16 protein-coding genes are annotated in these 21935 nt (G+C 69.0%); 2 read left to right on the forward strand and 14 right to left on the reverse strand.

The window, feature by feature from the left end:
- Positions 1–5 precede the first annotated feature (5 nt).
- From ACX12L_RS02685 to ACX12L_RS02750, 14 genes are all read right to left on the reverse strand, one after another.
- Positions 6–1202 (reverse strand): acetyl-CoA C-acyltransferase, encoded by a 1197-nt coding sequence (locus ACX12L_RS02685; protein ID WP_459261198.1) that lies wholly within the window; start codon positions 1200–1202, stop codon positions 6–8.
- A gap of 20 nt (positions 1203–1222) precedes the next feature.
- Complete coding sequence (locus ACX12L_RS02690) at positions 1223–3619, reverse strand: 3-hydroxyacyl-CoA dehydrogenase/enoyl-CoA hydratase family protein (RefSeq protein WP_459261274.1); 2397 nt, start codon at positions 3617–3619, stop codon at positions 1223–1225.
- A gap of 23 nt (positions 3620–3642) precedes the next feature.
- On the reverse strand, positions 3643–5289 hold the full coding sequence (locus tag ACX12L_RS02695; RefSeq protein WP_459261199.1) for a fatty acid--CoA ligase: 1647 nt from the start codon (positions 5287–5289) through the stop codon (positions 3643–3645).
- A gap of 279 nt (positions 5290–5568) precedes the next feature.
- Positions 5569–6663: a redox-regulated ATPase YchF gene (ychF, locus tag ACX12L_RS02700; RefSeq protein ID WP_459261201.1), complete on the reverse strand. Its 1095-nt coding sequence runs from the start codon at positions 6661–6663 to the stop codon at positions 5569–5571.
- Positions 6664–6864: 201 nt separating this feature from the next.
- A complete protein-coding gene (gene ilvD, locus ACX12L_RS02705) occupies positions 6865–8523 on the reverse strand; it encodes a dihydroxy-acid dehydratase (RefSeq protein ID WP_459261202.1) in 1659 nt (552 codons plus the stop codon).
- Between the two features lie 24 nt (positions 8524–8547).
- Positions 8548–8751 carry a hypothetical protein gene (locus tag ACX12L_RS02710; protein ID WP_459261203.1) on the reverse strand — a complete coding sequence of 68 codons (204 nt, stop codon included), beginning with the start codon at positions 8749–8751 and terminating at the stop codon, positions 8548–8550.
- The gene (locus tag ACX12L_RS02715; RefSeq protein WP_459261204.1) at positions 8748–9908 is read right to left on the reverse strand and encodes an alpha-hydroxy acid oxidase; all 1161 of its coding nucleotides are present in this window, start codon (positions 9906–9908) and stop codon (positions 8748–8750) included. Before ACX12L_RS02715 ends, ACX12L_RS02710 begins: the two co-directional genes overlap by 4 nt.
- A gap of 10 nt (positions 9909–9918) precedes the next feature.
- Complete coding sequence (locus ACX12L_RS02720) at positions 9919–10905, reverse strand: 2-hydroxyacid dehydrogenase (RefSeq protein WP_459261205.1); 987 nt, start codon at positions 10903–10905, stop codon at positions 9919–9921.
- A gap of 32 nt (positions 10906–10937) precedes the next feature.
- Positions 10938–12326 carry an FAD-binding oxidoreductase gene (locus tag ACX12L_RS02725; protein ID WP_459261206.1) on the reverse strand — a complete coding sequence of 463 codons (1389 nt, stop codon included), beginning with the start codon at positions 12324–12326 and terminating at the stop codon, positions 10938–10940.
- 13 nt (positions 12327–12339) lie between these two features.
- A complete protein-coding gene (locus ACX12L_RS02730; protein WP_459261207.1) occupies positions 12340–15828 on the reverse strand; it encodes an indolepyruvate ferredoxin oxidoreductase family protein in 3489 nt (1162 codons plus the stop codon).
- Positions 15829–15846: 18 nt separating this feature from the next.
- A complete protein-coding gene (locus tag ACX12L_RS02735) occupies positions 15847–16938 on the reverse strand; it encodes a M14 family metallopeptidase (protein ID WP_459261208.1) in 1092 nt (363 codons plus the stop codon).
- 5 nt (positions 16939–16943) lie between these two features.
- Entirely contained in the window at positions 16944–18215 is a 1272-nt protein-coding gene (locus tag ACX12L_RS02740) for a TRAP transporter large permease (RefSeq protein ID WP_459261209.1), read from the reverse strand.
- Positions 18212–18787: a TRAP transporter small permease gene (locus ACX12L_RS02745; protein WP_459261210.1), complete on the reverse strand. Its 576-nt coding sequence runs from the start codon at positions 18785–18787 to the stop codon at positions 18212–18214. Before ACX12L_RS02745 ends, ACX12L_RS02740 begins: the two co-directional genes overlap by 4 nt.
- Before the next feature lie 96 nt (positions 18788–18883).
- Entirely contained in the window at positions 18884–19924 is a 1041-nt protein-coding gene (locus ACX12L_RS02750; RefSeq protein ID WP_459261211.1) for a TRAP transporter substrate-binding protein, read from the reverse strand.
- A 95-nt stretch (positions 19925–20019) separates the two neighbouring features.
- Between ACX12L_RS02750 and ACX12L_RS02755 the strand changes: the two genes are divergently transcribed.
- Entirely contained in the window at positions 20020–20712 is a 693-nt protein-coding gene (locus ACX12L_RS02755) for a Crp/Fnr family transcriptional regulator (RefSeq protein WP_459261212.1), read from the forward strand.
- 74 nt (positions 20713–20786) lie between these two features.
- A complete protein-coding gene (locus tag ACX12L_RS02760; RefSeq protein ID WP_459261213.1) occupies positions 20787–21932 on the forward strand; it encodes an FAD-dependent monooxygenase in 1146 nt (381 codons plus the stop codon).
- Positions 21933–21935 lie beyond the last annotated feature (3 nt).

Raw genomic sequence — 21935 nt, forward strand, 5'->3', positions numbered from 1 at the left:
CCGATTCAAATTCGTTCAAAAACGCCGGCCGCGCCCATGCCCGTGCCGATGCACATGCTGATCAAACCGTACTTGCCGCCGGCACGGCGCATGCCGTGCACCAGTGTGGCGGTGCGGATGGCGCCTGTGGCACCGAGCGGGTGGCCGAGTGCAATGGCTCCACCCAGCGGATTGATCCTGTCCAGGTCGAGATCGAGCTCCTTGACCACGGCCAGCGCCTGCGCCGCGAAGGCTTCGTTCAGTTCGATCCAGTCCAGATCCTGCTGGCGGATGCCGGTTTGCCGCAAAACCTTGGGAATGGCCACGATCGGCCCAACCCCCATGATTTCCGGTGCCACGCCACCGACGGCATAGCCGGCAAAGCGGGCCAGGGGTGTCAGGCCGTGCTCTTTCAGGACTCTCTCCGAAACGAGCATGACCGCGGCCGCACCATCGGACATCTGCGAAGCGTTGCCCGCAGTCACCGATCCCTTGGCGTGGAAGACGGTCCGCAATTTGGCCAGTTTCTCGATGGAGATATCGGCGCGTGCGCCCTCATCGTTCTCCGGCCTGCGCTGACGTTGCCGGATCTCGCCGGTGTCCAGATCCGGCAGATGGTCATGCACGGTATAGGGTGAAATCTCGGCCTTGAAATGACCGGCTGCAATGGCCGTGCAAGCCTTGCGATGGGACATTTCGGCGAAAGCATCCTGCTGCGCGCGGCTGATCTGCCACTGTTCGGCAACACGTTCGGCGGTCAGTCCCATGCCATAGGCGATGCCGAGGTTCTCGTCGGAGAACACCGCCGGGTTGGGCAGGACCTTGTTGCCCATGATGTTGGACATCGCGCTCATCGATTCCGTGCCTGCAGCGATCATCACGTCGGCCAGGCCGAGACGTATCTGGTTGGCGGCGTCGGCCACGGCCTGCAGGCCGGAAGAGCAGAAGCGGTTGATGGTGATGCCCGGAACGGTATTCGGCAGGCCTGCCAGCAAGGCGCCGATCCGGGCGACGTTCATGCCCTGCTCGGCCTCCGGTATGGCGCAGCCGACGATGACATCGCCGATGCGCGCCGGATCGACACCCGGCGCCTGGGCAACGACGGAACGGATGGCATGGGCCAGCATGTCATCCGGCCTGACGTTCCTGAACATGCCGTTGCGCTTGGCCACCGGCAGACGTGTCGCCGCGACGATGTAGGCTTCTTGAATCTGTTGGCTCATGTCGTCTCTCTTGGCGCGGATCAGTTGCGGAGCACCTTGCCGGTTTCCAGCATGTGCTTGATCCGGGCCTGGGTTTCGGGGTTCTTGAGCAACCCGACGAACAGTTGGCGCTCGACGGCCAGCAGCCATGCCTCGTCGACCAGGCTGCCAGCATCGATCTCGCCGCCGCACAGGGCAACCGCTGCGGCGCGGGCGACCTGGTAGTCGTAGGCCGAGATCATGGCGCCGTCGCGCATGTTGATAAGCGCCATATCCAGGCTGGCGATACCGGCCCGGCCTGCCACCGGAATGCCCCGCGCCATCGGCTTCGGCGCGTAACCTGCCGTGGCCAGGGCACGGGCCTCATGGATGGCGACGTAAAGCAGTTCATCCGCGTTGAAAAGCACCGTATCCGCCGCCCGGGCGAAGCCGTAGCCGACCGCCTCCGGGGCGCTCTTCGAGACCTTGCCCGTCGCAATGTTCATGAATGCAGGCTGCAGAAAGGCCAGCAGATCATTCGGCGTCGCCGTGCGGCTGGCCCATTCGGCCGCCTGCAGCGCCAGTTCCTTGCAGCCGCCGCCGGCCGGGATCAAGCCGACGCCAGCCTCGACGAGGCCCATGTAGCTCTCCAGCGCGAGGACCCGGCGCGCCGCGTGCATGGCGAACTCGCACCCGCCCCCAAGGGCCATGCCCTGCACGGCGGCAACCACCGGCACCGGAGCGTATTTGATGGCGAGGCTGGCGCGCTGGAAATCCTCGACATAGCCTTCGAGCCTGGCGAAATCCCCGCTGGCGCAGGCTCCGCCGATCTCCGCCAGGTTGGCGCCGACGGCAAAGGGAGCATCGTGCCAGAGGACCACGCCGGACAGCGTTCTTTCCGCCAGACGAAGGGATTCCTGCAGGCCGGCGAGGACATCGGCGCCGATGGCATGCATCTTCGACTTGAACGAGAGGATGCCGATGCCCGCATCGACCGCCGGCAAACGCCACAGACGGACGCCTTCGTTCTCGTAGAGCGTCTCGCCGGATTGCCCGGGCGCGGGCGAACCATCGCCGAGCACGCGCGCCGGGAAGAGCTGGCGCTGGTACACCGGCAGGGAGGACGGCGGCACATCGAGCTTGCGGCTTGCCGACCAGGAACCCGCCGGCGCATGCACGCCACTGCGGCCATCGAAGACCCAGTCCGGCAGCGGCGCGCTGCTCATCGCCTCGCCGGCCGCGATGTCGGCAACGATGGCCTGCGCGATGTCGGCCCAGCCGGCGGACTGCCAAATTTCGAATGGCCCGAGTGCCCAGCCGAAGCCCCAGCGCATCGCCAGATCGAGATCGCGCGCATTGTCGGCAACCGATTCGAGCTGCACGGCAGCGTAGTGGAATACATCCCGGAAAATGGCCCACAGGAACCGGGCCTGCCGGTCCGTAGACTCGCGCAATCGGGCAAAGCGGGTGTGCGGGTCGCGCTCCTTGAGGATGGCAGCCACCTCGGGGCTCGCCTCTCCGGTGGACGGCCGCCAATCCTGACGGCCCAGGTCGAGGACGTGGATGGCCTTGCCGGCCTTGCGGAAAATACCGCCTTTGCTCTTCTGGCCCAACGCCCCTTTCTCGATCAGCGCATCGAGCCAGGCCGGCACCTTGAAATGGCAATGCCACGGGTCGTCCGGCAGGGTGGCCTGCATGGTGCGGATGACATGGGCCAGGGTATCGAGGCCGACCACATCGGCGGTACGGTAGGTGGCGCTTTTCGGCCGGCCGATTTTCGGGCCGGTCAGCGCATCGACCGTATCGAATCCCAGTTCGAAACGCTGCGTGTGGTGCATCACGGCCAGGATGGAGAAGACGCCGATCCGGTTGGCCACGAAATTCGGCGTGTCGAGTGCACGCACCACGCCCTTGCCAAGCCGGGAGGTCAACCAGGTCTCAAGCGCGTCGAGCGTTCCGGCACCGGTCGTCTCGGTGGCGATGATCTCGACCAGGCGCATGTAGCGCGGCGGATTGAAGAAGTGGATGCCGCAAAAGCGCGGCCGGATTTCGGCCGGCAGGCCGTCGGCCAGCGCGTTGATCGACAGGCCGGAGGTGTTGGAGGCGACGATGGCGGTCGCCGACAGGAACGGCGCGATCCTGGCGTACAGGTCATTCTTCCAGTCCACGCGCTCGGCAATGGCCTCGATGACCAGGTCGCAATCCGCGAGCAAGGGCAGGTGCTCGTCGTAATTGGCCGCGACGATGTATTTCAAAGCAGCTTTGCTCGCCAACGGCGCTGGCTCGAGCTTCTTCAAGCCATCGATGGCCTTTTTGACGATGCCGCTCTTGTCGCCTTCTTTCGCGGCCAGGTCGAACAGGACAACCTGAAGGCCTGCGTTGGCAAGGTGCGCGGCAATCTGCGCCCCCATGACGCCGGCCCCGAGGACGGCTGCTTGCTTTACATGCAACTGAGTCACTTCCAACTCCCTCGGCCTGGCCTTCAGGATGCCAGCTCTTCGCGAATAGCCTTCTTGTTGATCTTGCCGACGCTGGTCCGGGCCAGCGTCTGGACGAAGCGCACCTGCTCGGGTATCGCATAGCGCGAGATATGCCCGTCCTCGGCGAACTTCTTGACGATGCCCTTGATGTCATCCGGCGTGGCCTCCTGGCCATCCTTGAGGACGACCAGCGCCATCGGACGCTCGCCCCACTTCTCGTCCTTGATCCCGATGACGGCGACCTCGTTGACCGCCGGGTGCTGCGAAATGATGTTTTCGAGCTCCAGCGAAGAAACCCATTCGCCGCCCGTCTTGATCACATCCTTCAGGCGGTCGGTAACCTGCAGGCAGCCGTTGCCGTCGATCACTCCGATGTCGCCGGTATGCAGGCGCCCATCGGCCCAGAGGTCCTCGGAGGCCGCCGGGTTGTGCAGATAGCCCATGGTCAGCCAGGGTGCACGGACGACGATCTCGCCGGAACTCTTGCCATCGCGCGGCGTATCGCGCATGTCGCCATCGACCGTGCGCAGATCGACCAGCGGAATCGGGTAGCCCGTCTTGATGCGCAGGTCGGCCTGGCGGTCCAGGTCGTCAGCGGCCACGTCCGAAGGCACGCTCGCGATGGTCAGGATCGGGCAGGTCTCCGACATGCCGTAGCCCGCGAAAGCGTCGATGCCGCGCGCCAGCGCCATGGCAGCCATGCCCTTGGGGAAGGCGGAACCGCCGATAATCACCTTCCAGTTGGAGAAATCGACATCCTTGGCGGCCGGACTCGACAGCAGCATGTGCAGGATGGTCGGCACGCAATGGGAGAAGGTCACCTTCTCGTCGCGGATGTACTTTGCCAGGGTATCCGGCGCATAACGGCCCGGATAGACCTGCTTCAGGCCGAGCATGGTGGCGATGTAGGGCAACCCCCAGGCATGGACATGGAACATCGGGGTGATGGGCATGTACACGTCGCCACGATGCAAGCGCCCCTGCTCGGGCGCGGAACCCAGATGCGCCGCCACGGCCAGCGAATGCAGCACCAGCTGGCGATGGCTGAAATAAACCCCCTTCGGCAGGCCCGTCGTTCCGGTCGTGTAGAAGGTGGTGGCGCGGGTGTTCTCGTCAAAATCGGGGAAGTCGTAGTCGGCGGACTGCGCGGCCAGCAAAGACTCGTACTCGCCCACGCAAGGCACCTGCACCGATGCCAGCTCGGTACCGTCGTCGCTGATCAGGATGAATTTCTTCACCGTCTCCAGCTGATCCTTGATACCCGCCAGCACCGGAATGAACTCGGCGTTCACCAGCACGACATCGGCCTTGGCGTGATTCAGCGTGTAGAGGATCTGCTCCGGCGAAAGACGGATATTCACGGTCTGCAGCACCGCGCCCATCATCGGGACGGCAAAGAAGCACTCCAGGTAGCGATGGCTGTCCCAGTCCATCATCGCCACCGTATTGCCCGGCTCGACCCCCTGGGCGCTCAAGGCATTGGCCAGCCGGCCGATACGCTGCCGGAACTCCTGGTAGGAAAAACGCGCGCTATCGCGGTAAACGATCTCCTGGTCCTTGGACACGGCGAGCGCCGTATGAAGCAACTGCTTGATCAGGAGGGGGTAGCTGTAGGCACTCGGGGTGACGCTGACGGTATCAAAAGGCATGGGAATCTCCTCGCTGTATTTCTTAAAAACACAGGCCGGAGATTGGCCTAGATTTGCCGATTGCCCCCCCCTCAGCTCGGGGGGGAAGGGGGACGCAGGAGCTGACTCAACCCCGAAGTGCAGCGCCGTTGCGTTGCTCGATTGCCACGACGCCGCACCTCGGACTCGGCTACGCGCTACTCGACCCGCTGCCGGCCATGGACGGGGTAGGATGCCTTGCTTGATCCGGGCGAGCGGTGCTTCCGCTGCCAGTGATCTTGACCAGCAGGAACGAGCTCCCTACACGTTGAACAGGAAGTTCATCACATCGCCATCCTTGACGACGTACTCCTTGCCCTCTGCGCGCATCTTGCCCGCGTCCTTGGCGCCCTGCTCGCCCTTGTACTGGATGAAGTCGTCGAACGAAATCGTCTGCGCGCGAATGAAACCGCGCTCGAAGTCGCCGTGGATCACGCCGGCCGCCTGGGGAGCGGTGTCGCCCTTGTGGATGGTCCAGGCGCGCACCTCCTTCACGCCCGCGGTGAAGTAGGTCTGCAGGCCCAGCAGGTCGTAGCCCGCGCGGATCAGGCGGTTCAGGCCCGGTTCCTCCAGGCCCATCTCTTCCAGGAACATGGCGCGGTCATCGTCGCTCATCTCGGCCATCTCGGCCTCGATCTTGGCGCAGATGGCAACCACGGGCGCGTTCTGCGCGGCGGCGTATTCCTTGAGGCGGTCGAGCAGCGGGTTGTTCTCGAAGCCGTCCTCGCTCACGTTGCCGACGAACATCGCGGGCTTGGCCGTGATCAGGCAGAACTGCTTGAGCAGGGGCGCGTCTTCCTTGCTGACCACGATCGTGCGCGCGGGCTTGCCCTCGTTGAGCGCGGCCTGGATCGGCGTGAGCAACGCGACCAGCTTGGCCGCTTCCTTGTCGTTGCCGCTCTTGGCGGCCTTGCTGTAGCGGTTGAGCGCCTTCTCGACGGTGGCCAGGTCGGCCAGGCACAGCTCGGTCTGGATGACTTCGATGTCGGCGATGGGGTCCACGCGGCCAGCCACATGGATCACGTTCGGGTCCTCGAAGCAGCGCACCACGTTGACGATGGCATCGGTCTCGCGGATGTGGGCCAGGAACTGGTTGCCCAGGCCCTCGCCCTTGGAAGCGCCCGCCACCAGGCCGGCGATGTCCACGAACTCGACGATGGCCGGCACCACGCGCTCGGGCTGGACGACTTCGGACAGCGCCGTCAGGCGCGGGTCGGGCACCTCGACCACGCCAGTGTTGGGCTCGATGGTGCAAAAAGGATAGTTCTCGGCGGCAATGCCCGCCTTGGTGAGGGCGTTGAAGAGAGTGGACTTGCCCACGTTGGGCAGGCCCACGATGCCGCATTTCAGGCTCATGGCAGGGCTTTCTGGGTTCGGGAAGACAAACCGCGCATTTTACTTGCGCGCATCTTTCGCCGGTCGCCGAGACCCAGGCCCCAGGGCGGGCCAGGCGGGTACGGTGCCCTTCCTCGCGCGGACACTCCGCCTGGGCGCGGGGGATGGGCCGGAGAGTGCGCGTTATGTCGCCCGCCCTCCCCCGCCGCCGCCGCCGGCGTGTCAGTCCAGCACCGCGCCCTCCGACGCCGGGCGCACGTGCCTGCGGTAGCGCTGCAGGAAGCCGTGCGGCGCCTCGCGCAGCACTGGCGTCCAGGCAGCGCGGCGCGCGGCCAGCGTGGCCTCGTCCACGCGCAGGGTCAGGCGCTTGGCGGGGATGTCGATCTCGATGATGTCGCCATCCTGCACCAGCGCGATCGGCCCGCCGTCGCTGGCCTCGGGGCAGACGTGGCCCACGCAGGGGCCGTTGGTGCCGCCCGAGAAGCGCCCGTCCGTCACCAGTGCGGTCTTGCGCAGGCCCTTGAGCTTGAGCGAGGCGGTGATGGCCAGCATCTCGGGCATGCCGGGCGCGCCCTTGGGGCCCAGGTAGCGCAGCACGATGACCGAGCCGTCGGCCACCTCGCCGCGGTTGATGGCCAGTTGCGCATCCACCTCGGTGTCGAAGCAGCGCGCCGGGCCCGAGCACACCAGCATGTCCCCGTCCACGCCGGAGGACTTGATGACGGCGGTGTCCGGCGCCAGGTTGCCGCGCAGCACGACGATGCCGGCCTTGGGGCGGAACGGCTGGGTGAGCGGCGGGATCACGCGCGGGTTCTTCACCACCGCGCGTTCCAGCGTATCGGCCAGCGGCTGGCCGGTCACGGTCATGCACGAGGTGTCGAGCAGCGGCGCGAGGCGCTTCAACACCGCCGGCATGCCGCCCGCGACGAACATGTCGTAGATGCCCCAGGGGCCGTTGGGTACGATGCCCAGCAGCGTGGGCACGTCGGCGGCGGCGTCGAAGTCGGCCGCGCTCAGGCGCACACCGGCCGCATGGGCGATGGCCGGCAGGTGCAGCGCGGCGTTGGTCGAGCCGCCGATCGCCATGCAGGTGGTGATGGCGTTGCGGAACGCCGCCTCGGTGAACATCTGGCGCGCGTTGAGCTTCTCGCCGACCATGGCGACGATGCGCTCGCCGGTGGCGCGCGCGGCCTCCAGCTTGTCGGTGTGGAAACCGGGGATGTTGGACGAGCCGGGGATGCAGATGCCGAACGCCTCGGCCAGGCACTGGAAGGTGTTGGCCGTGCCCATGATCTCGCACGAACCGCAGGTGGCGCAGGTCACGGTCTTGCCCAGCAGCTCGGGCGTGTCGAAGTACAGCCCGTGGTCGATCGACTGCTGGCGGAAATCGACCTGGTGGCGGATGTCGTTCTGCCCCGGGCCGGCGGCCAGGTAGAGCGCCGGCAGGTCCAGCCGCGCCATGGCCATCATCATGCCGGGGTTGATCTTGTCGCAGCCGGCGATGAAGACCACGCCATCGTAGGGTTGCGAACGCAGGTGCATCTCGCAGATGTCGGCGATCAGGTCGCGCTGCGCGAGCACGTAGCGCATGCCGTCGTGCCCCATGGCCAGGCCATCGCAGGGCGCGGGCACGTTGAACTCGGCCGCCTCGCCGCCGGCGGCGATGATGCCGTCGCGCACGCGCTTGGCCAGCTTGTCGAGGTGCGAATGGCCGGTGGTCAGCTCGGTGTGCGAGTTGGCGATGGCGATCAGCGGGCGCGTCGCCAGCCGCGCGGATGCGTAGCCGGCGCCGTGCAGCAGGCCCTTGCGCGCGAGGTTCATGATCTCGCTGGGGCTGTTGGTGAGGATGTCGCTGTTCTTGCGGAGGGTGATCGTGGACATGGAAGTCTCCTGGAAAGTGAAAGGTCACGAACGGCTGATCTGCGGCGGACGGCCTCGCGGGGCATGCGCCAGGGCGGCTGCGGCGTGGGCGGGCGCTGCGCCAGCGCCAGGCCCCTGGTCCAGCTGGAGCACGGCGACGGACTGCACCAGTTCCCGCGCCTGGCCGTGGGGTCTGCTGGCCGCGGCGGCCATTTCCTCCAGGCGGGTGAATATCGTCAGGTGTTTCATGCCGGTATGCGGGGCGCGCCCTGCAGCAGGATGTCTCGGTTCACCGTCTCGATGTCGGTGTGGCCGCAGAAGGCCATGGTCAGGTCGAGTTCGTTGCGGATGATCTGCAAGGCCCGGGTCACGCCCGCCTCGCCCATCGCGCCCAGGCCGTAGACGAAGGCGCGGCCGACCATGCAGCCGCGCGCGCCCAGAGCACGGGCCCTGAGCACGTCCTGTCCGCCGCGCACGCCGCCATCCATCCAGACCTCGATCTGGTGGCCCACCGCGTCCACGATGGCGGGCAGCGCGCGGATGCTGGACTCGGCGCCATCCAATTGCCGCCCGCCATGGTTGCTGACGACGATGGCGTCGGCCCCGATCAGCACGGCGAGCTTGGCGTCCTCCACGTCCTGGATGCCCTTGAGCACCAGCCGGCCCTGCCAGAGCTTGCGTATCTCGGCCACGTCGGTCCAGTTGAGCGAGGGATCGAGCTCTCCGCCCTTCCAGCGCGCCATGTCGGCCATGGTCTGGATGCCCGGCGCGTGGCCCACCACGTTGCCGAACGCCTTGTGCCGGGAACGGGCCATGCCCAACGCCCAGCGCGGATGGCGCGCGATCTGCAGCAACTGCTTGAACGTCATGCGCGAGGGGTCGGTCAGGCCGTTCTTGATGTCCTTGTGGCGCTGGCCCACCAGCGAGAGGTCGAGCGTGAGCACCAGCACCGGGCACCTCACGGCCTGGGCGCGCGCGATAAGCTGCCGGGCAAAGGCGCGGTCGCGCATCACGTAGAGCTGGAACCAGAAGCCCTCGCCGGCCTCGCGCGCCACGTCCTCCAGGCTGCAGATGCCCATGGTGGAGAGCGTGAACGGCACGCCGAAGGCCTTGGCCGCGCGCGCCGCCAGGATTTCGCCCTCGGCGTGCTGCATGCCCAGGGCGCCCACGGGGGCCAGCGCCACGGGCATGGCCACGGCGTGGCCCAGCAAGGTGCTGGCGGTGCTGCGCCCGTCCATGTCGATGGCGACGCGCTGGCGGAACTTGATGGACTGGAAATCCGCCTCGTTGGAGCGGTAGGTGCCCTCGGTCCAACTGCCCGAATCGGCGTAGTCGTAGAACATCTTCGGCACGCGCTTTTGCGCCAGCACGCGCAGGTCTTCGATACAGGTGATGGGTGTGCTCATCGGAAGCCCCTCAACATGCGGCAACGCCGGCGGTGGCGCGGCATTCGGGCACGGGCGTCAGCGGCGGCTGCCCCATGCGCAGCGTGACCAGGTTGCCCAGCGCCAAACCGGCCATGGCCTGGCGGGTCTGGGCCGTGGCGCTGCCCACGTGCGGCGTGAGCACCACATGGGGCAGAGCACGCAGGCGCTCGGGCACCCGCGGCTCGTCCTCGAACACGTCCAGGCCGGCGCCGGCGATGGCGCCCTGCTCCAGCGCATCGATCAGCGCCGCCTCATCCACGACCGAGCCGCGCGCCACATTGATCAGCACGCCCTGCGGTCCCAGGGCGCGCAGCACCTCGGCGTCGATCAGGTGGCGCGTGGCCGCGCCGCCCGGCGTGATCACGACCAGCACGTCGCTCCTCCCGGCCAGCGCGCGCAGGTCGGGCTCGAACAGGTAGGGCAGATCGTTCTTGGGGGCGCGCGCCGTGTAGGCGATCTCCATCTGGAAGGCCGCCGCACGCTGGGCGATGGCCTGGCCGATGCGCCCCATGCCCACCAGGCCACAGCGCGCGCCGCTGAGCTTGCGCGCCACGGGCATGGGCCCCTGCGGCCAGCAGCCCTCGCGCACGAAGCGGTCGGCCGCCGGAATCTGGCGCACGACGGCCAGCATCAGGCCCAGAGCGAGGTCGGCCACGTCGTCGTTGAGCACGTCGGGCGTGTGGGTGACCACCACGCCGCGTGCGCGCGCCGCCGCCACGTCCACGCCGTCGTAGCCGACGCCGATCACGCTGACGAGCCGCAGGCGCGGCAACTGGTCCATCAGGGCCGCGTCCACCGCCGCGTCGGCGCTGGTGAGCACGGCGGTGATGCTGCTGGCGCACGCGGCGAACGCGGCGGGGTCGGTGCGGTGCAGCGGGCCCAGCAGGTCCAGGCCCTTGGCGCGCGCGGCCTCGATCAGGGCCGGGGGCAGCGCCAGGGTGGTCAGGACGGGCAGCGCGCCGGAGGTTTCGGACATGGAAACTCCTTGAGAAAGGTGGAAAACTGGATTCAGGCGGCCTCGAACAACTTGCCCGGGTTCAGGATGCCCTTCGGGTCGAGCGCGGCCTTGACGGCGCACATCAGCGCGAGCTCGGCCGGGCTGCGGCTCAGCGCCAGCCAGCGGCGCTTGTCCAGGCCGATGCCGTGCTCGGCCGAGACCGAGCCGCCCACCGCGCCCACGCCGCCGTAGACCAGGGCCTCCACCCGGGGTTTGAGCGCGTCGCAGCGGGCCATGGGCACCTGCACCACCACGTGCAGGTTGCCGTCGCCCAGGTGGCCGAAGATGAACAGCCGGTGCCCGTCGCCGATCTCGCGCGGCAGCGCCTCGGCGATACGGCGGGTGAAGCCCTCCATCTCGGCGATGGGCAGCGAGATGTCGAAGGTGACCGGATAGCCGCCGTGCACCACCTGCCCCACGTCGTCGCGCAGGCGCCAGAAGGCGTGCACGTCGGCCTCGGACTGCGCGATGGCGGCGTCGGCGATCAGGCCATCCTCGAACGCGGCCTCCATCGCGGTTTCGAAGCGCTGGCCGTCGCGCTCGCGGTGGCTGCCCTGGCTCTCCACCAGCACGTAGAACGGGTGGTCCTGGCCGATGGGCGGCACGCCCTGGGCCGGCGGCGAGGTCACGAGCCGGTAGAACGACTGCCACATGACCTCGAAGGCCGACAGGCTGCCGCCCAGCGCGCGGTCCATGTGGCGCAGGAAGCCCGCCACGTGCCCGAAGCTCTCGAGCCCGACCAGGGCCGCGTGGCTGGCCGTGGGCTTCTCGCGCAGGCGCAGCACCAGGCGGGTGATCACGCCCAGCGTACCTTCGGAGCCGATGAACAACTGCTTGAGGTCGTAGCCGGTGTTGTTCTTGATCAGCGGGTGCATGGAGGAGACCACGGTGCCGTCGGCCAGCACGGCCTCCAGGCCCAGCACCATGTCGCGCGTCATGCCGTAGCGGATCACGCGGTTACCGCCGGCGTTGGTGGCGGCCGTGCCGCCCAGCGTGGCGCTGCCGCGCGCGCCCAGGTCCAGCGGGTAGGCCAGGCCCTGCGCGTCCACCGCCTCCTGCAGCGCCTGCAGCGTGACGCCGGCCTGCACGGTGGCGGTGCGCTGCCGCGGGTCTATGGATTCGATCGCGCGCATGCGCTCCAGCGACAGGATGAGCTCGCCGGGCGCGGCGTCGGCGCCGCGCACCAGGCCGGTGAGGCCGCCCTGGGCCACGACCGGGATGCCATGCGCATGGCACCAGCGCAGCACGTCCGACACCTCCCGGGTCGAGGCCGGCCGCACCAGCGCGCGCGCCTGCAGGTGCTCGGGCCGGAAGGCCCCGGCCGGGCGGGTGGCAAGCTCGGCGGCGTCCAGCACGCCGCTGCCGCCCACCAGTTGGCGCAGTTCGCCGATCAGGTCCATGGCGCTTCTTTTCTCAGGCCTGCGCCAGCGCGGCCCGCAGTTGCTCACGCTGCCGGGCCACCTTCTCGGCGTGCTGCTCGCGCACGTGGCCATAGCCGCGGATGTGCTCGGGCAGGGCCGCGATCTGGGCGGACACCTCGTGGTTCGCCGCGCTCAGGCCAGCGATCAGGCCCTCGACCTCGCGCTCGTACTCTTGCAGCAGGCGCAGCGCGAGCCGGCGCTCGGCGTTGTTGCGGAAGGGGTCGAGCATGGTGCCGCGCAGGCCCTTGAAGTGCTTGAGCAGGCCGAAGGCCTTCATCAGCCACGGCCCCACTTCCTTCTTGCAAGGCTTGCCGTTCTTGTCCACGCCGCCGAAGGGCCAGGCGCCGACATTGAAGTGCAGCTTGTAGTCGCCCTCGAACACGCCTTCGATCTGCTGCCTGAACTCGTCGCTGGCGTACAGGCGCGCGACCTCGAACTCGTCCTTGATCGCCAGCAGCTTGAAGTAGTAGCGCGCCACGGCCGTGCTGAAACGCTTGTCCAGGCCCAGCGGGGTCTCGGCGGCCACGGCCTTGTCCACCAGCGCCTTGTAGCGGTTCGCGTAGGCGGCATCCTGGTACGCGGTGAGGTAGTCCATGGAGCGCTGGACCACGGCGGAAAGCGACATGTCGATGCGCGGCACGATCTGGACGATGCTGCCCGCGCTGGCGGCTTTTTCCACTGCCGCCAGGTCCACGGCGGCGCGCCGGCCCCAGAGGAAGGCGGTCTTGTTGAAGTCGATCTGCGTGCCGTTGAGCTCGATGGCGCGCATGATGGCCTCGTGCGACAGCGGCACCGCGCCCGCCTGCCAGGCCGCGCCCAGCATGAACATGTTGGCGGCGATGGTGTCGCCCATGAGCTGGCTGGCGATGCGCAGGCCGTCGAGCGCCAGCAACTGGCCGCTGCCGCAGCGCTCGCGGATACGCTGGGTCAGCGCCGCCGGGTCCATGCGCCAGTCGGGGTTGCGCGAGAAGTCGGTGGTGGGCACGAGGTCGGTGGCCACCACCACGCGGGTGCGGCCCAGGCCGACGCGCGCCAGCGCTTCGTCGCCGGAGCTCACCACGAGGTCGCAGCCGATCAGCGTGTCGGCTTCCGCCGTGGCGATGCGCGTGGCGTGCAGGTGCCCGGCACTCCGGGCGATGCGCAGGTGCGACATCACCGCGCCGTACTTCTGCGCCAGGCCGGTCACGTCGAGCACCGAGCAGGCCAGCCCGTCCAGGTGCGCGGCCATGCCCAGCACCTGGCCGATGGTGACCACGCCGGTGCCGCCCACGCCGGTGATCAGCACCGAGAACGCTCCCGTGAGCGCGGGCAGCGCGGGCTCGGGCAGAGCGGGCCAGTCGCCGCCCGCGCCCACGCCGCCCTTCCTGGCCTTGCGCAGCTTGCCGCCCTTGACGGTGACGAAGCTCGGGCAGAAGCCCTCGACGCAGGAGTAGTCCTTGTTGCACGAGCTCTGGTTGATCTTGCGCTTGCGGCCGAACGGCGTCTCCAGCGGCTCGACCGACATGCAGTTGCTGGCCTTGGAGCAGTCGCCGCAGCCCTCGCACACCGCCGGGTTGATGAAGGTGCGCTTGTCGGGGTCGGCCCACTTGCCGCGCTTGCGCAGGCGGCGGCGCTCGGTGGCGCAGGGCTGGTCGTAGACGATGACGGACACGCCGGCCAGCTCGCGGCATTTGAGCATCACCGTGTCCAGCTCGGCGCGGTACAGCACCGGCACGCCGGCGGGCAGGCTGCCGGCCGGGTGCTTTTCCAGTTCGTCGGTCAGCACGAAGATGTCCCTCACGCCTTCGGCCATCAGCTCGGCCACGATCTGCCGCACGCTCAGCTCGCCGTCGATGGGCTGGCCGCCCGTCATCGACACGAAGCCGTTGACCAGCACCTTGTAGGTGATGTTGACCTTGGCCGCGATGGCCGCGCGGATGGCGAGGAAGCCCGAGTGGAAGTAGGTGCCGTCGCCGATGTTGGCGAACACGTGCTTCTCGCTCGTGAAGTGGTGCTGGCCCAGCCAGTGCATGCCCTCGGCGCCCATCTGCGTGAACATCGGCGGCGTCTTGACCGGGTCGTTGAGCACGGCCATGCCGTGGCAGCCGATGCCGACCATGGCGCGCGAGCCGTCGGGCACCTTGGTCGAGCGGTTGTGCGGGCAGCCCGAGCAGAAGCCGGGGTTGCGGTTGGGCGAGGCCGGGTCGGGCAGGCCCGGCAGCTTGTTCGACACAGGCGGCAGCGCCATCTCGGGCAGGCCGGGATGGAGCCTGAGCAGTTGCGCGCGGATGGCGTGCATGACCTGCGTGGGCGAGAGCTCGCCCCAGCCCTGCAGCACCACGCCGCCGCGCTCGGGCGCGAAGGCCTGCGCGGCGTCGTACTTGCCGACCACGCGCGGGGGGCTGGGCAGGCGCAGGTCGTACAGGATGCCCTTGACCTGGTCCTCCAGGATTCCGCGCTTTTCCTCGACCACGAGGATGGCGTCCAGCCCCTGAGCGAATTCGCGCACGAACTCCGGGTCCAGCGGCCAGATCAGCCCGGCCTTGCCCACGCGCAGACCCAGCTCCTTCTGGCGCGCCTCGCCCAGGCCCATCTCGGCCAGGGCCTGCATCACGTCCTGGAAGGACTTGCCGGCCGACAGCACGCCGAGCCGCGCGCCCGGCACGTCCTGCAGCACGTAATTGAGCCGGTTGGCGCGCGCGTAGGCCACGGCGGCCGGCAGCCGGTGGTTGACCAGCCGCTCCTCGCCCACCAGCGGAATGTCGAAGGTGCGGATGTTCAGCCCCTGCGGGCCGAGGTGGGGCGCGGCCTGCCACTCGGGCAGGACGATGGCCGGCGCGTCGGAGCCGACATAGACCGAACCGCCGCCCTCGACCACGTCGTTGTGCACCTTGAAGCCCACCGCGCAGCCCGAGAAGCGGCTCATGGCGAAGCCGTGCAGACCCAGGTCCAGCAGCTCCTGCGTGTTCGAGGGGTAGAGCACCGGCAGGCCGGCGGCGATGAAGATCGGGTCGGAGAAGTTATAGACCGACGAGGACTTGACGCCGTGGTCATCACCCGCGATGGCGAGCACGCCGCCGTGCTGGTGCGTGCCCGCGCTGCCCAGGTGGCGCAGCGCATCGGCGCTGCGGTCGGTGCCCGGCCCCTTGCCGTACCAGATGCCGAACACGCCGTCCACGGCCGAGCCGGGCAGCAGGCCCACGTACTGCGAGCCCCAGACCGCCGTGGCGGCCAGGTCCTCGTTGACGCCGGGCGTGAACCGGATGTTGTGGGCCTCCAGGCGCTTTTGCTGCGCCCACAGCTCCATGTCGTAGCGGCCCAGCGGCGAGCCCCGGTAGCCCGAGATGAATCCGCCCGTGTTCAGGCCCGCGGCCTGGTCGCGCAGGCGCTGCTGCAGGGGCAGGCGCGTGAGTGCCTGGGTGCCGGTGAGGTAGATCCAGCCTTCCTGGATCTCGAACTTGTCGTCGAGCGTGACGTGCGCGCGGGGCAGGGGTGCGTTCATCGGTGGGGCTCCGGGGGATCAGGGGGCGGCCAGGGCGGCCAGCGCATCGCGCGCGGCGTCCAGGCCCTGCTCGACGATGCGGGCCTTCCAGGCGTCCGTGTCGACGTAGAAGGCGTCGCGCACGCGGCGCTTGATCGCCGCGCGCGTGGCGGCGTCGGCCTCGGGGTGGCGGGCCAGCCACTGGTCGCCGCGCAGCGCCATGAGCACCTCCTCGCCATGCACGGTGCCGTACTCCAGCATGATCCCGGCGTAGTCGGCCTGCGGGCATTCCTCGTAGGGCAGCAGGCCCATGTGGCCCTGCAGCGGGGCGCTGACCGAATCGTCCCCGTACATCGAGGTGACCCCGGCACCCCACCAGGCGCGGGCGCGCGCCAGCCCTGCGGCATCGCCGTCGCGCGTGCTGGCGATGCGCTCGGCATGGCCCTCGGGGCCAAGCGCCGTGTGCAGGTCGATCCAGGCCAGGCGCTCGCAGCGCGTGGCATGCGCGCGCAGCACCGCGCGCACCGTGCGGTGGCTCCAGGTGGGCGCGCGGCCGCCGTAGAACAGGCCGCCCGCGTGCGTGTACTGGCCGCCGCTGACGGCCTGCTGGATCGCGGGCTGGCCGTGCTTCGCCATGTAGTCGCGCAGCACGGCGTCGGCCTCGGGGTCGGGCCAGCGGTCGGTGACCAGCACATCGGCCAGCGCTTCGTAGCCGGAGTTGGCGGGCAGGGCCTCGGGGCGGCTGAAGTCCGCGAAATTGCGGTTCAGGTCCACGTTCTCGTGCGTCCAGCGCCGCCACCACGAGAAGCCCCAGGGGTTGAGCGCGTGGATGTACAGCACGGCCACGCCGGCCTCGCGCGCCTGGGCGTGGAAGCCGGGGTCGGCCAGCAGCGCGTTCTGCACGCCCGAGCCGCAGAAGCCCTCCACGCCGTGGCAGGCGCTGCTGACGATCAGCAGCGCGCGCGCGTCGGCGGGGCCCAGGCGGGCCACGTCCATCGCAAGGTCTTCGCCGTTGCGCCCGGCCAGCGGGTGCGCATGGCTCTGCACGGTCAGGCCGGCATCCGACGCCGCCCGCAGGAACAGGCGGCGGGCCCCGGCATAGCTCTGGGAAAAGAAGCGGCTGTCACTCATGGGCGTCACCATTTGCCGTTGACGAGGTACATGGCGATGCCCGGCTGCCAGATGATGATGGCCAGGCCGATCACCATCAGCACGATCCAGGGCACCGCCGCCAGCGCCAGGTCGCCGAGCCGCTGCTTGAACGCGGTCATGGCCACGAGCAGGTTCATGCCCAGCGGCGGCACGAGGAAGCCGATTTCCAGGTTGTGGATCATCACGACGCCGAAGAAGGCCTTGTCGTAGCCGAAGGACACGGCCACCGGCGTGAGCAGCGGGCCGAGGATCAGCAGGGCCTCGGTGGTGGTCATCACGCAGCTCACCACGAACAGCAGGATGTTCACGGCGACCATGAAGCTGACGGGCCCCGAGAACCAGCCCTGCATGAGCTGCACCAGCGCATCGGGCACGCGGTGCTCGGTCAGCAGCAGTGCCAGGCTCAAGGCCACGGCGAACAGCGGGAACAGCGAGCCCGAGGTCTTGACAGCGTCCACCACCACGTTGCGCATCTCCGACAGCTTCATGTCCTTGTGGACGAACACCTCGATGACCAGCGCGTACATCAGCGCCACGGCGGCGGACTCGGTGGGCGAGAAGTAGCCGCTGTAGATGCCGCCCAGCAGGATGACGGGCATGAGCGCCGCGAGCCAGCCGTGGCGCAGCGCGTCCCACAGCTCACGCCACGAGAAGCGCTGCGTGGGGATGTGACGGCACACCCACAGCGAGTACAGCGCGAACAGCACGACCAGCAGCAGCCCGGGCAGCAGACCCGCCACGAACAGTTCGGTCAGCGAGGTCTCGGTCAGGAAGCCGAAGATGATGAGCGGGATCGAGGGTGGCAGCACCACGCCCAGCGAGCCGCCCGCCAGCACCACGCCGAGCGCGAAGCGGCTGGTGTAGCCCGCCTCCTTGAGCGCGGGCAGCATCACGCCGCCGACGGCCAGCATGGTCACGATGGACGAGCCCGAGATGGCCGCGAACACCATGCTCGCCAGGATGCAGGCAATCGCCAGGCCGCCGGGGATCTGGCGCGTCAGCGCGGCCGCGATGCGCACCAGGCGCCGCGCGGTGGAGCCGCGCGTCATCACGCCGCCGCACAGCAGGAACATGGGGATGGCGAGCAGGGTCTCTTTCTCGAGCGACACCCACATGTCCTCGATGACGTATTCGAGCCTGCCCGAGCCCCAGACCATGTGGGCATAGCCGATGGCGACGAGCAGCATGCTCACGAGCGGCTGGCGCAGGGCCAGCATCGCCAGCACGATGGCGATGAGGAGAAGCGCGGCGGTCATTCCTGGAACTCCGGTGGCGCGGGCCGGGCGGCGGGCCACAGCGCGAAGATGAAGTAGCGCAGCGCGGCGGACAGGAAGCCCACCGGGATCACGATCTGGATCAGCCAGGCCGGCGCGTCCAGCACCGCCACCACGTTCTCCGAGGCGCGCGAGCCGTTGACGAACTCGACCGCGTACCAGGTCGTGGCGCACAGGATGGCGCCAGTCAGCACGTCGGCGATGCGGTCCACCGCCGGCGCCCAGGCCCTGGGCAGCCAGCCGAAGCCCACGCGCGGCAGCAGGTGCGTGCCCGTGGCGGTGGCGATGCCCAGGCCCAGGAAGGCGCCGACGACCATGGCGTACAGCGCGATGCGCTGCGAGCCGTAGATGCCGGTGGCGCCGGGCTCGAAGCCCAGCAGGCGCAGCAGCGGGCCGACCAGCTCGCGCCCGAGCACGTCGCTCATCAGCAGCAGCATGATGAACAGGTAGGCCACGATGGCGACGGTGGTCTCCAGCCAGTGCCAGCCCCGCAGCAGGCCCGTGACGAAGGATGGCGCAGGCGGGTGCCGCACCACCGCGTGGGGGGTATTCATGGAAAGTCTCCTGGGGCGCGCATCCCTGGCGCGCCGTCTATGCCGGAACCGGCGGCGGAGCCAATGTGTCCGCCGCCATCGTGCGCAGTGCCTGCGTCAGTTCTGGGCCTTGCAGGCCTTCTTGCCCGCGCTCATGGCGGCGTAGAGCCTCTCGCCCGCGGGGCCGTAGTCCTTGGCGATCTGGCCGTAGTAGCCCTCCAGGCCCTTCTGCCACGCGGCGCGCTGCTCGGGCGCGACGCTGGCCACGGTGCCGCCGCCCTTGGTGTGCGCGGCCAGCACCACTTCGTTGAACTCGCGGATCTCCTTGCGCACGGTGGCCGTGGGCACCTTGAAGGTGCCTTTCATGAACTGGGCCTGCACCGCGGGCGGGAAGCCGTCGAACAGTTTCTTGTTGATGACGTTGATGGTCAGCATGCCGGCGATGTCCACCTTGGTCAGCACCGGCGCGATCTTGTTCAGGCCCGAGGTCACGTAGAACACGGGCGAGGTGCTCAGCGCGTCGATCAGCCCGGTCTGCAGCGACGACGCCATGTCGGGCGACGACACCGGCACCGGGTTGGCGCCGAAGCGGCGCCAGAACTCGCTCCACGACTTGCTGGCGAAGATGCCCATCTTGATGCCGCGCACGTCCTCGGGGCCGGCATAGGCCTTCTTGCCGATGAGCTGGCCCGAGCCGCTCTCGCCCCAGGTGACGAACTTCAGGCCCTTCTTCTCCAGCGCGGCCTCGAGCAGCGGCTTGACGTGCCCGTCCATGACGCAGTCGCGCTGCGCCTCGCTGTCGAAGAAGAACGGCATCTGCAGCATCGCCACCTCGGGCACCTGCAGCGCCAGCGTGGTGGAGGCGAAGCCGCCCATGTCCAGGCGGCCCCGCGCGATCTGGCTGATGACGTCGGCCTCGGCGCCGAGCTGCGAGTTGTGGAAGGGCACGATCTTGACGGCGCCGCCGGTCTCGGCCGCGATGTCGGCGGCCAGGCGCTCGATCTGCCTGGCGAAGATGGAGCCAGGCGGGGCGGCGGAGGCGTACTTCAGCTCCTGCTGGGCATGGGCGCCCAGCGGGGCCGCCACGGCGGCGGCCAGCGGCAGGGCCAGCAGCCAGCGGCGGGCTGTGCGGACGGCGGGGGAGTGAAAACGGGGCATCCTTGTCTCCTGAAGGTCTTTGTGCCGTGCATGGTGTGCCGCTCCGGTGCAAAAATCTGTCCGCGATTTGCAGACAGACACCCCGGAGACAGGCCTTGAGCACCGCGAGCGCCCGGCACCACGAAATCCTCATGTCCAACCCCTGGTTCGCCGGCCTGCCGCAGCCGGTGCGGGAGGCCGTGCTCGCCCGCGCCCGCCTGCGCGTGCTGGCGCAGGGGCAGTGCCTGTTCCACCGCGGCGATCCGCTCGACCACCTGTTCGCCCTGCTGGAAGGCTGCGTGCGCATCAGCGGCACCTCCAGCGAAGGGCGCGAGGCGCTGCTGACCTTCTACGAGCCCGGCGCCTGGTTCGGCGAGGTGTCGGTGCTCGACGGCGGCCCGCGCACCCACACCGCCCATGCCCACACGCCGGTGCGGCTGCTGCAGCTGTCCGTCCCCGATTTCGAGGCGCTGCTCGCGGCCCATCCCGCGCTCAGCCGCAAGCTGCTGCAGCTCGAAAGCTCGCGCCTGCGCTTGCTGACGGAGAATTTCGAGGCCTTCGCGACCCACTCGCTGGAGCAGCGGCTGGCGATGCGGCTGCTGGACCTGTCCCAGAGCTTTGGGCAACCGCAAGGCGGCGGCGTGGGCATCGATCTGCACCTGTCGCAGGAGGTGCTGGCCCAGATGGTCGGCAGTACGCGCCAGCGCGTGAACCAGCTGCTGCGCCAGTGGGAGCAGGACGGCTGGGTGGCGCACCGCTACGGCCGGCTGGTGCTGCTGCGCCCGGACCTCATCAAGGCCCTGCTCTGACGCGCCCCGGGTCCGCCCCGTGGAGCACCCCGCTGCTTCGGGCGGGCCGCCGCCCGGCTCCTACAATGCCCGGCATGGCGCAAACCTTTGATGTATGTATCCGCGGCAGTGGCATCGTGGGCCGCACGCTCGCCCTGCTCCTGGCCCGCGACCGCCTGCGCGTGGCGCTGGTCGGCCCGGACGACGCCCCCTCGTCGGCCGAACCGCACGAAGATGTGCGGGCCTACGCCCTCAATGCCGCGTCGCGCGGGCTGCTGCAGTCCCTGCGCGCCTGGCCCGACGCCCACCACGCCACCCCGGTGGCACGCATGGAGATCCAGGGCGACCAGGGCGGCAGCGTGCATTTCGATGCCGCGGCGCAGCACGTGGATGCACTGGCCTGGATCGTCGATGTCCCCGCGCTGGAAGTCCGCCTGGCCGAAGCGGTGCGCTACCAGCCGCAGGTGGAACTGGTCTCCAGCCCCGTGCCGGCCACGCTCACCGCGGTGTGCGAGGGCCGCGCCAGCCGCACGCGCGACGAGTTCGGCGTGGAATTCGCCGCCACCCCGTACGGGCAGCAGGCCATTGCCGCGCGGCTGCGCTGCGCGCTGCCGCACGGCCAGACGGCGCGCCAGTGGTTCCAGGCCGACGGCGGCATCCTGGCTTTCTTGCCGCTGGGCGGCGAACAGGGGAACTCCGTCGCCATCGTCTGGTCTGTCCCCCAGGAGCAGGCGCAGCAACTGCTGGCGCTGGAACCCGAAGCCTTTGCCCTGCGTGTGCAGGAAGCCAGCCAGGGCGCGCTGGGCGCACTCGAACTGGCCAGCCGCCGCGCGGCCTGGCCGCTGCAGCAAGCACGGGCCAACCACTGGTGCGGCAGCCAGCACGCGGACGGCGCACCGGGCACGCACAGCTGGGTGCTGGCCGGCGACGCGGCGCACAACGTGCACCCGCTGGCGGGCCAGGGCCTGAACCTGGGACTGGCCGACGTCCAGGCGCTGGCGCGCACCCTGACGGAACGCGACTGGCGCAGCATTGCCGACCTGCGGCTGCTGCGCCGCTACGAGCGCGAACGCAAGGCGGCGCTGCTGCCCATGGGCCTGGCCATGGACGGGCTGCAGCAGCTGTTCGCACGCCGCGAGGCACCGCTGCAGGCGCTGCGCAACTGGGGCCTCAAGGGCTTCGAGCGCAGCGGTCTGCTCAAGGAATGGACGGCCCGCCAGGCCATGGGAACGACGCACTGAAGA

Source organism: Alicycliphilus sp. T452 (assembly GCF_054512775.1).